Origin of the sequence: Luteibacter jiangsuensis (assembly GCF_011742555.1) — a bacterium.
In the GTDB taxonomy this organism is placed as follows: domain Bacteria; phylum Pseudomonadota; class Gammaproteobacteria; order Xanthomonadales; family Rhodanobacteraceae; genus Luteibacter; species Luteibacter jiangsuensis.
Genome location: NZ_JAAQQR010000007.1, coordinates 182,395 through 191,698, shown reverse-complemented (window position 1 = coordinate 191,698; position 9,304 = coordinate 182,395). Strand labels below are relative to the sequence as shown.

Genomic DNA, 9,304 nt, shown 5'->3' with positions numbered 1-9,304 from the left:
CACCATCAAGACTAGGTGGTTGATAGGCGCGGTGTGGAAGTGCAGCAATGCATTGAGCTTACGCGTACTAATGAGCCGTGAGGCTTGACCATATAACCCCAAGACGCTTCACCGTCTTAACACAATGTCTTCCGGTTACCCCCGGACGCTTGTCACTCGTTTACACCCTCTGTGGAGCCGGCGCTCATGCGCTGCTCCCACCCCTTCCCTGGCGGCTATAGCGGCGTGGTCCCACCTGATCCCATCCCGAACTCAGAAGTGAAACGCGCATGCGCCGATGGTAGTGTGGCTCAAGCCATGCAAGAGTAGGTCACCGCCAGGGGCTTTATCCTAAAAACCCGGTCTCGAATGAGGCCGGGTTTTTTCTTTGCCTGTGTGAGCCGGCTTTGCCGGCGATCCCGCGGCAGCGGGCCACCTTGCGGCCAGCACCCATCGCCGCTGAAGCGGCTCCCACACAAAGCGCGTTACACATAGCGCGACTGCGGCATGACGCCCTGTCTCATGCCATGTCCGGTTTTTTCTTATCGGGTTTTCGCCTCCCGGCGCACCCGCTTCCGGCCGATCGGCTACAGTAGGCCCATGTATCTTCAGACTTTCGGACTTCGCGAACCGCCCTTTGGCGACGCACCGGATCCGCGTTTCGCGTGTCTGTTTCCGCGGGAACGGGAGATCCTGGCGCACGTCGAATACGAAGTCGGCGCCACGTCCTCCAGCGTCACGCTGGTCACGGGCGAGCGGGGGATCGGAAAGACGCTGCTCTGCATGCTCATCGAGGCAGATGCCGCAACGCACGGGGTGCGCGCGGTGCGGCAGGGTGCCGGCGACTACGCGCTGGAGACCGTGGCGTGGCTGCGCAGCCTCTATGCCGGCTTTGGCCTGCCCCTCCCGCTGAGCGCCGACGCAAACACCGAGGACCACCTGGTCGACGGACTCGCCGCGGGCCTCGGGCGGCTGACCCATCACGTGAGCCATCGCTTCCTCTGGATACTGGACGACGCGGAGACCTTGTCCGACGCTGATCTCGCCATCGTCAATCGTCTCTTCGTCGCGTGCGAAAAGGCGGGTGCGCCGTTCCACATCGTGCTGACCGGCGAGCCCTCGTTGAGCGAGCGCCTTGCCAATACGGGCGCGCCGGCCCTGGCTGCCCGCATTCGCAGCCGTTTGCCCCTCGCCCCCCTCAACGCCGAGGAGAGCGAGCGCTACGTGCGCCACCGCCTGCACGTAGCGGGTACGGCGCAGATGCCGTTCAGCCGGCTGGGCCTGCGCAGTCTGCGCGACGACGGCAAGGGCAATCCCCGACGCCTCAATACGCTGGCCCACCGCGCACTGGAGCGCGCCGCGGAGCGGGGCGAAAAGTCCATCGGGGAGCGCGCGCTCGGTTTCGTGGTTCGCGAGGCGCTGCCGCAACATGCGCGCTACTGGCTGCGGCGGTTCCGCCGGCCGATTCTCGCCATCGGCGCCATGATCGCCATCCTCTTCGTCGGCGGAGCCATCACCTGGTTCCTGACCGGCCATAGTCCCTCTCGCCCCAAGAATCTCGTCACCGTCAGCCCCGAACAGGCGCTGGCCAAGTTTCACGACGCCCTGCCGGACCCCGAGGTCGGCAAGGTGCGCGTATGGGGCGAACTGCTGGCTCGCTGGCAGGTGACGTCGAAGGAAACCTCGGTCGCGAACGCGATCAACTGCGACGCCACCATTTTCGCGGGCTTCGCCTGTGTCAGCGGCCGCGGTTCGCTCGACCAACTCCGCCGCTTCGATCGGCCGTTGGTGCTCGAACTCGACGACGCGAATGCGAAGCAGCAGGTGCTCCTGGTCGGCGCTGGCGACGAGAACGTGCGCCTGTACCTCGGCGGCAAATACGTGGAACTTACCCGCGACGCCTTCCAGCACGTGTGGAATGGCCGGTTCTACGCCGTTTTCCGAGTGGATCCCGCCATGCCCGCCAAGCTTTCGCGCGGGGACAGGGGCGAAGGCCTCGCATGGATCCTTGCCCGTCTGCCGCCGCCGGTCGGCGGTGCGGCGGCACAACCGGCCACCTTCGACGGTTCGGTCGAGACGCGCGTGCGCGCCCTGCAGCAACGCTTCGGCATCGCCGCCGATGGCGTGGTGGGGCCGGAGACCATGTTCGCGCTGTCGTCACTGGAAGCCGACGGCCCGCATCTCGCGCGCGGCGTTCCCTGAGCATGTTCGTCCAGGTCGATACCCGCCGGCGCTCCCGGCTGTGCTGGGCGACGATGCTCGTGGTGATCGTATGCGTGGTGTGCTTCGTCGCCCTTGCGCTCACCAGCCCCGCCGAGCGCAAGTCGATCATGCTGCACTGGGGCACCGTGCCCGCACACCTGTTCGGAACCGGCCTGCCGTTATGGCAACAGGTGAGCGATCCGGCGCTGCTGCGCCTGTTCACCGCCACCTTTATCCATGCGGGGTGGCTGCACCTGCTGAGTAACCTCCTCTTCCTCGTGATCTTCAGCCTGCCGGCGGAACGGAGCCTGGGCTCGCCCCGCTTCCTGCTGCTGTTCCTGCTGGGTGGCGTGGTGGCCAACCTCATCGGCGCGATTTCCCTCACCGGTGCGAAAGTGGCGATCATCGGCTGCAGCGGTGCCGTGTCGGCGGTGGTCGGCACCTATGTCACGCTCTTCCCTCGCGCGAAGCTGGGCCTGGTACTGCCGCTCGGCCTTTATCTCGAATTCGTGCGCGTGCCGGCATTCGTGCTCATCGGCATCTGGGCGCTCGTGCAGCTGCTCTTCAGTTATGCGGGCGCGAGCTACGGTGCCGTGGTGTGGTGGACCCACATCGGCGGCTTCCTCTTCGGTATTGTGTTCGCGCTGTTTTCGCGGGGAGCGATTGCGCGCCGCTTACGCGGCTGACAACTCGCGCGGCGCCGTCAGGTGTTCGCGCACGAAGCCGCGCAGCAGTCGAGTCGCATGCGGCGTCGGCACGACCTCCGCCAACAGCGCGTCCGGAGAGTGGCCCTCCCGGCCCAGCGCATCGCGCTTACGCTGGATGTAGGCGCGCATCACCCCGGCGGAGAATTCCGGATGGAACTGCGTGCTCACGGCGTGCCCGCCGTAGCGCACCAGGTGGTGCGGATCGCGCGCGGACCGCGCCAGCGTCACCGCGCCCGGAGGCAGTTCCAGCACACTCTGCTCGTGCGTTGCGTGCGCATGGAACGATGCGGGCAACGTCGCGCCCAGCGCGTCCCCGGTTGCTTCGGGATGCGTGTCGATACGCAAGGTGCCCATCTCGCGCCCCCCAGGCAGGTAATCCACCCGGCCGCCGAGCGCGTGCGACATCAACTGGTGGCCATAGCAGACGCCGAGCATGGGCAGGTCGATATCCATGGCGTTTCGGATCCATCCGGCGGTGCGCTCGCTCCACGGCAGTTTCTCGGTCACCATCGACGCGGAGCCGGTAATGACCGCTCCGGCGCAATCGTCCGGATCCGGAAGGCTGTCGCCGTGTTCCACGTCAACGACCTGGAGTCGTGTCTCGCGCAGGCGCAACCCCAGGCGGAACCAACGGGGGAAGTCCCCGTGGCGCTGGCTGATGGTGTCCGGCGCGCGGCCGGTACGGATGATGAGAACGGGCTTCATGGTGCGGTGCTTTCGTCGATATCGGTCGGCGGAAGCACGTTGAGCACCTCGCTGACGGTGGTGAGGCCGGCAGCGACCTGCATCGCCGCCGAAATGCGCAGGGGCTTCATGCCTTCCCGCAGGGCCTCGCCGCCGAATCGGCCGAGGTCGAGCTGGGCCGAGATCAGCGAACGGAGGCGGCTCGACATCGGCATCATCTCGTAGACGCCGGTGCGGCCGAGGAAACCGGTCTTCCGGCATTCGAGGCATCCCACTGGCGTGAACACCTGCTCGGGCAGCGGAATGTTCCATCCGTGGGTGAGCACGCGCCACTCGTCCGGATCCTGTTCCGACGTTGTCTTGCAGTGCGGGCAGAGCGTACGCACGAGGCGTTGCGCGACCACGCCAGCGAGCGTGGACTGGATGAGGTAATGCGGCACGCCGAGGTCGAGCAGACGGGTGACGGCGCTGGGCGAATCGTTCGTGTGCAGCGTGGACAGCACGAGGTGTCCCGTCAGCGACGCCTGCACCGCCATCTGCGCGGTTTCCAGGTCGCGGATCTCGCCGATCATGATGATGTCCGGATCCTGGCGCAGCAGGGTGCGCACCCCCGCCGCGAAGTCCAGGTCGATGGACGGCTGCACCTGCATCTGATTGAGGTCGGCCGACACCATTTCGATCGGGTCTTCGACGGTGCAGACGTTCAGTTCCGGGCGCGCCAGGTGCTTCAGCGTGGAGTAGAGCGTGGTGGTCTTTCCCGAACCCGTGGGACCGGTGACCAGCACGATGCCATGCGGACGCTCCACCATGCCGCGCCAGATACGGTCTTCCTCGGCGGAGAACCCGAGCTGGGCGAAATCCTTCATGACGAGGTCGGGGTCGAAGATGCGCATGACCACCTTCTCGCCGAAGGCCGTCGGCATGGTGGAAATGCGAAGCTCCACCTCGCGCCCGCCGGCCGAGCGCGTCTTGATGCGGCCGTCCTGCGGTCGTCGCTTCTCGGCGACGTCCATGCGCGAGAGGATCTTCACGCGTGCCGTCACTGCAGTCATCACCGGCGGCGGCAGTTCGAACACTTTCTGCATCACGCCGTCGATGCGAAAACGCATCTGCCCGGCGTCGCGGCGGGGTTCGAGGTGGATATCCGATGCGCGTTGCTCGAACGCATACTGCAGGAGCCAGTCGACGATGTGCACGACGTGCCGGTCGTCCGCACCCACTTCGCCTGTCTTTCCGAGCTCGACGAGCTGTTCGAAGTTGATGATCTTCGACGGCTCGCTGCCCTTCGCGTCCTGGGCCAGCTGGATGGAACGCTGCACGCCATAGAACTCGAGCAGGTAACGGTTGATGTCGATCGGATTCGACACCACGCGGCGCACGTCGCGGCGGAGCATGTGGGCGAGGTCGTTCGCCCAGCCCGTATCGAAAGGCTCCGCCGTCGCGAAGGTGACTTCCATCGGCGAGGCGGCCACGGGCAGGATGCGGTGGCGCTGGGCATAGGCGCTGCTGACCGCCTGCGTGGCCTGGGCCACGTTGACCTTCATCGGGTCGATCTTTAGGTAGGGCAGGCCAGCCTTGCCGGCCAGCCACTCCATCAGGGTTTCCAGGCTCAGGGGGCGGCCGGGATCGCGGCGGTTCTCCAGCTTGGCGTTGGCCACCAGCACCATGGGGTGCAGTTCGATGGCCGATTTGCCGCTCCGCGACCCCATGCGTACGCGCTTCGCGTCTTCGCCCGCGAGATAGCCGTCCACCACGAGCGAGGCGAGCACCTCGTCGAGTTCCAGCCGTCCGCGGCGCCCGAGGAGCGCGCCGGGTTGCGGATTCACTGCCATCTGCTGCGACCCTGTGTTGATGCCACGCCGCTATACTAGCCCGCTTTCTCAAGGACCCGGGAACCATGTCCGCGCCCACCTTCCAAGACGTGATCCAGACCCTGAACCGCTACTGGGCGGAGCAGGGGTGCGTGCTGGTCCAGCCGCTCGATACCGAAGTCGGCGCGGGTACGTTCCACCCGGCCACTTTCCTCCGCTCCCTCGGGCCGGAACCCTGGGCGGCCGCCTACGTGCAGCCCTGCCGGAGGCCTACGGATGGTCGCTACGGCGACAACCCCAACCGCCTGCAGCACTACTACCAGTACCAGGTGGTGCTGAAACCGAACCCGGACGATATCCTCGAGCGGTACATCGGTTCGCTCAAGGCGCTGGGTATCGACCCTCTGGTGCACGACCTGCGCTTCGTCGAAGACAACTGGGAGTCGCCCACGCTGGGTGCCTGGGGACTGGGCTGGGAGGTCTGGCTGAACGGCATGGAGGTCACCCAGTTCACCTATTTCCAGCAGGCCGGCGGCCTTGAATGCCGTCCCGTCACAGGCGAGATCACCTACGGCCTCGAGCGCCTGGTGATGTACCTGCAGAACGTGGACAGCATCTACGACATCGTCTGGACGCACGCGCCGCACGGCGTGGTGACCTACGGCGACGTCTTCCACCAGAACGAGGTGGAGCAGAGCACCTACAACTTCGAGCACGCCAACGTGGCCGAGCTGTTCCACTGGTTCGACGTCTGCGAAGGCGAGGCCGGGAAACTGATCGCCGCGGGCCTGCCGTTGCCGGCGTACGAGCAGGTGTGCAAGGCGAGCCATGCGTTCAACCTGCTCGACGCGCGGCGCGCCATCAGCGTCACGGAGCGCCAGCGCTACATCCTGCGTGTGCGCACGCTGGCCCGTAGTGTCGCGGAGGCCTATGTGGCACAGCGCGAGAAACTCGGTTTTCCCGGCCTGAAGAAAGACAAGGAGGCCGTCCATGGCTGACAAGCGATTGCCACTGATCATCGAACTGGGCACCGAGGAGCTGCCGCCCAAGGCGCTCGACGATCTAGCCGGCGCATTCGCGCGCGGAGTCGTTGAAGGCCTGGAGAAACGCGGCATCGCGGCGGACTATGCCTCGGCAAAAACCTACGCGTCCCCGCGGCGTCTGGCAGTGCATATCCAGGATGTGGCGGTGGCCCAGCCTGAGCAGACCATCGAGCGCCGCGGTCCCGCGGTATCCGCCGGCGTCGGCGAGGACGGACAACCCGCCAAGGCGCTGATCGGGTTCGCGCAATCCTGCGGCGTCGACGTGACGGCGCTCGAAAAGCTCGAGACCGACAAGGGTGCGTGGTTCGTGTTCCGGGCGGTGAAACCCGGCCAGCCCACCGCCGCGCTGCTGCCGGAGATCGTGGCCGAGGCCCTCAAAGGGCTGCCGATTCCGAAGGCGATGCGCTGGGGCGACCGCGACGACATGTTCGTCCGTCCCGTGCACAGCCTGCTGATGCTGCATGGTTCGGATATCGTCGACGGCGAAGTGCTTGGCCTGAAGAGCGGCCGCCTCACCATCGGCCATCGCTTCCACCATCCGAAGCCCGTGCATGTCGCCGATGCCGACAGCTGGCTCGACGCCCTGCGACAGGCGCACGTGATCGCCGATCCCGCGGCGCGCCGGCAGCGGATCCGCGAGGAAGTCGCCCGCGTGGCCACGGGCGGTACGCCGCGGCTGTCCGACGGCCTGCTCGACGAGATCGCCAACCTCACCGAGTGGCCAGTTGCGATCGCCTGCACGTTCGAGCGCGAATTCCTCGACGTGCCACCGGAAGCGCTGGTCACCACGATGGAGACGAACCAGAAGTTCGTGCCCGTGTTCGACGCCGAAGGCCGGCTTACCGAGCACTTCATCGGCGTTGCCAATATCGAAAGCCGCGACCCGGCAGAAATCCGCAAGGGTTACGAGCGTGTCATCCGTCCGCGCTTCGCCGATGCGAAGTTCTTCTGGGACGAGGATCTGAAGACGCCTCTGGCCGACTACCAGGAAGGGCTCAAGGCGGTCACGTATCAGCAGTCGCTGGGCAGCCTGTGGGACAAGACGGTGCGCGTGGCCGAGCTGGCACGGGTAATCGCCAATCGCGTGGGCGTGGACGCCGCCCAGGCGACGCACGCGGCCGCCCTCGCCAAGTGCGACCTGCTCACCCGCATGGTCGGCGAATTCCCTGAACTGCAGGGCGTGATGGGTCGCTATTACGCCACGCGGCAGGGCATACCCGCCGACGTGGCCGATGCGCTCGACAGCTTCTACCAGCCGCGTTTCGGCGGCGACGCCATCGCCGGCGGCGCCGTGGGAAGGGTTCTGGCGGTGGCCGAGCGCCTGGATACGCTGGCCGGCATCTTTGCCGTGGGCCTGAAGCCCAGCGGCAACAAGGACCCCTTCGCGCTGCGTCGCGCCGCTCTCGGCCTTGCCCGTACGCTTATCGAAGGCGGCCTGGACATCGACCTGCGCGCCGCGCTTTCCGAAGCGTTCGAGCTCGTGCCGGAAGCCGCCCTGGTCGCCGGCGTGAAGCCCGGAAAGGACGGCAAGGCGCCGCAGGTCGACATTGGCGCGCGCCGCAGCGCGCTGGGCGACGAAGTGCACGCGTTCGTCCTGGAGCGCCTGCGCGGTTATTACGCCGACCAGGGATATTCGGCCGATCAGTTCGAGTCCGTGCTCGCCGTGGCACCCGCGACGCTTCCGGACTTCGATCGTCGCCTGCGCGCCGTGGCCGAGTTCGCGCGGCGCGCCGAAGCCGCCAGCCTGGCCGCCGCGAACAAGCGCGTGGCGAACATCCTGCGCAAGCAGGCCGAGGAAGCCGGCGCCACGCCCGTCGAAGGCCGCGTCGATCCCGCTCATTTCGAACTGGACGCGGAGCGCGACCTGCATGCCGCGCTCGACGCGGCGCGCGCGGACACGCACGTGCTGCTGGGACGGGGAGACTACACGGGGGCCCTGGCGCGCCTGTCGGCGCTGCAAGCGCCCGTAGACCGCTTCTTCGACGACGTGCTCGTCAACGCCGAGAATCCCGCGGTGCGCGCCAACCGCCTCGCGCTGCTGGCGCAGCTGAAGGCCAGCTTCGGCGCGATAGCCGACATTTCCCGGCTTTAAGGGATGCAGGAGCCGCTATAGCGGCGAAGGGGGCTCGTCCACCCTCGCCGCTTCATGGCTCCGTTGGCTTTTCGCCGCCATGGCGGCTCCCACTTGGGAGTGCAGGGAATCAGGCCGCCACGCCCTGGTCGTCCTGGATCCGCGACACGAGGGTGCGGCGGAAGGCTACCATGCGGTCCGCGTAGTCGGCCTCGCCAGAGCGGGCGAGGATCGAATACATCTCCGCGACAAGGTCGGCATGGCGCACCGGCGAGAACCGGCTGCCCGTCATTTCGATATCGGACTGCAGCAGCTTCATCGCCGCCGCGAGCCGGTTCGGGTCCAGCGCCGTGCTCCGATCGGCCGCCGCTTCGCGGCCACCCGTGGTCTCGCTGGTTCGGCCGTTCCTCGATGTCGGGTCTTCGCTGGAGCCGTCGAGCATCATCGGACCTTCGCCAGCGGCCAGCCAGACCAGGGAAAGGCCCAGCGTCTTCGCCATCGTGACGCAGCGGCCGCGGGAAGGATCGGTATTGCCGTCGCGCCAGCTGCGCACTACACCTTCGGAGAAGCCGCAGCGGCGAGCGATCTCGCTGACGCTCCCCGACATCTTGATGACAGCGCGGACGCGACTGGCGAACGAGGAAGGCGCGACCGAGGTCTCGGCGCGACCGGTGGCGTCCAGGCCTGCGCTGGTGGCGTCGGCCAGGATGGATCCCCGTGAATTGTCGTTCATGCGATTGAAACCTCGTTATTCAGAAGGCCGCCCCCCGGCTTTCGCGCTCCAACGCGCGAGCCTGACGTTCGGTG

7 protein-coding genes and 2 rRNA genes are annotated in these 9,304 nt (G+C 66.8%); 6 read left to right on the top strand and 3 right to left on the bottom strand.

Features of this window, described 5'->3' with window-relative positions; all coding sequences use genetic code 11:
* The 4 genes from HBF26_RS15535 to HBF26_RS15520 form a co-directional block, all read left to right on the top strand.
* A 23S ribosomal RNA gene (locus HBF26_RS15535) occupies window positions 1-92 on the top strand; the annotation flags it as partial.
* A gap of 115 nt (window positions 93-207) precedes the next feature.
* Window positions 208-322 (top strand): 5S ribosomal RNA (rrf, locus tag HBF26_RS15530).
* Between the two features lie 257 nt (window positions 323-579).
* A complete protein-coding gene (locus HBF26_RS15525; RefSeq protein WP_167128441.1) occupies window positions 580-2,181 on the top strand; it encodes an ExeA family protein in 1,602 nt (533 codons plus the stop codon).
* A 2-nt stretch (window positions 2,182-2,183) separates the two neighbouring features.
* A complete protein-coding gene (locus HBF26_RS15520; RefSeq protein WP_167128438.1) occupies window positions 2,184-2,867 on the top strand; it encodes a rhomboid family intramembrane serine protease in 684 nt (227 codons plus the stop codon).
* Here the strand turns inward: HBF26_RS15520 and HBF26_RS15515 are convergent.
* A complete protein-coding gene (locus HBF26_RS15515) occupies window positions 2,856-3,593 on the bottom strand; it encodes a glutamine amidotransferase (RefSeq protein WP_167128436.1) in 738 nt (245 codons plus the stop codon). The two genes, HBF26_RS15520 and HBF26_RS15515, sit on opposite strands and share 12 nt — an antisense overlap.
* Window positions 3,590-5,404 carry a type IV pilus assembly ATPase TfpB gene (gene tfpB, locus HBF26_RS15510; RefSeq protein ID WP_167128433.1) on the bottom strand — a complete coding sequence of 605 codons (1,815 nt, stop codon included), beginning with the start codon at window positions 5,402-5,404 and terminating at the stop codon, window positions 3,590-3,592. The genes HBF26_RS15515 and tfpB overlap by 4 nt, the downstream gene beginning before the upstream one ends.
* A gap of 65 nt (window positions 5,405-5,469) precedes the next feature.
* Here tfpB and glyQ point away from each other — a divergent pair, with 65 nt between their 5' ends.
* Window positions 5,470-6,381, top strand: coding sequence for a glycine--tRNA ligase subunit alpha (gene glyQ / locus HBF26_RS15505; protein ID WP_167030320.1), 912 nt, complete (start codon window positions 5,470-5,472; stop codon window positions 6,379-6,381).
* Window positions 6,374-8,518 (top strand): glycine--tRNA ligase subunit beta, encoded by a 2,145-nt coding sequence (gene glyS / locus HBF26_RS15500; RefSeq protein WP_167128430.1) that lies wholly within the window; start codon window positions 6,374-6,376, stop codon window positions 8,516-8,518. Before glyQ ends, glyS begins: the two co-directional genes overlap by 8 nt.
* A gap of 109 nt (window positions 8,519-8,627) precedes the next feature.
* Here the strand turns inward: glyS and HBF26_RS15495 are convergent, their stop codons facing one another.
* Window positions 8,628-9,230, bottom strand: coding sequence for a helix-turn-helix domain-containing protein (locus tag HBF26_RS15495; RefSeq protein WP_167128427.1), 603 nt, complete (start codon window positions 9,228-9,230; stop codon window positions 8,628-8,630).
* Window positions 9,231-9,304: the final 74 nt, after the last annotated feature.

Coding starts and splice junctions, on each gene's coding strand:
- HBF26_RS15525 (WP_167128441.1), top strand. CDS start 580: ATGTATCTTCAGACTTTCGGACTTCGCGAACCGCCCTTTGGCGACGCA.
- HBF26_RS15520 (WP_167128438.1), top strand. CDS start 2,184: ATGTTCGTCCAGGTCGATACCCGCCGGCGCTCCCGGCTGTGCTGGGCG.
- HBF26_RS15515 (WP_167128436.1), bottom strand. CDS start 3,593: ATGAAGCCCGTTCTCATCATCCGTACCGGCCGCGCGCCGGACACCATC.
- tfpB (WP_167128433.1), bottom strand. CDS start 5,404: ATGGCAGTGAATCCGCAACCCGGCGCGCTCCTCGGGCGCCGCGGACGG.
- glyQ (WP_167030320.1), top strand. CDS start 5,470: ATGTCCGCGCCCACCTTCCAAGACGTGATCCAGACCCTGAACCGCTAC.
- glyS (WP_167128430.1), top strand. CDS start 6,374: ATGGCTGACAAGCGATTGCCACTGATCATCGAACTGGGCACCGAGGAG.
- HBF26_RS15495 (WP_167128427.1), bottom strand. CDS start 9,230: ATGAACGACAATTCACGGGGATCCATCCTGGCCGACGCCACCAGCGCA.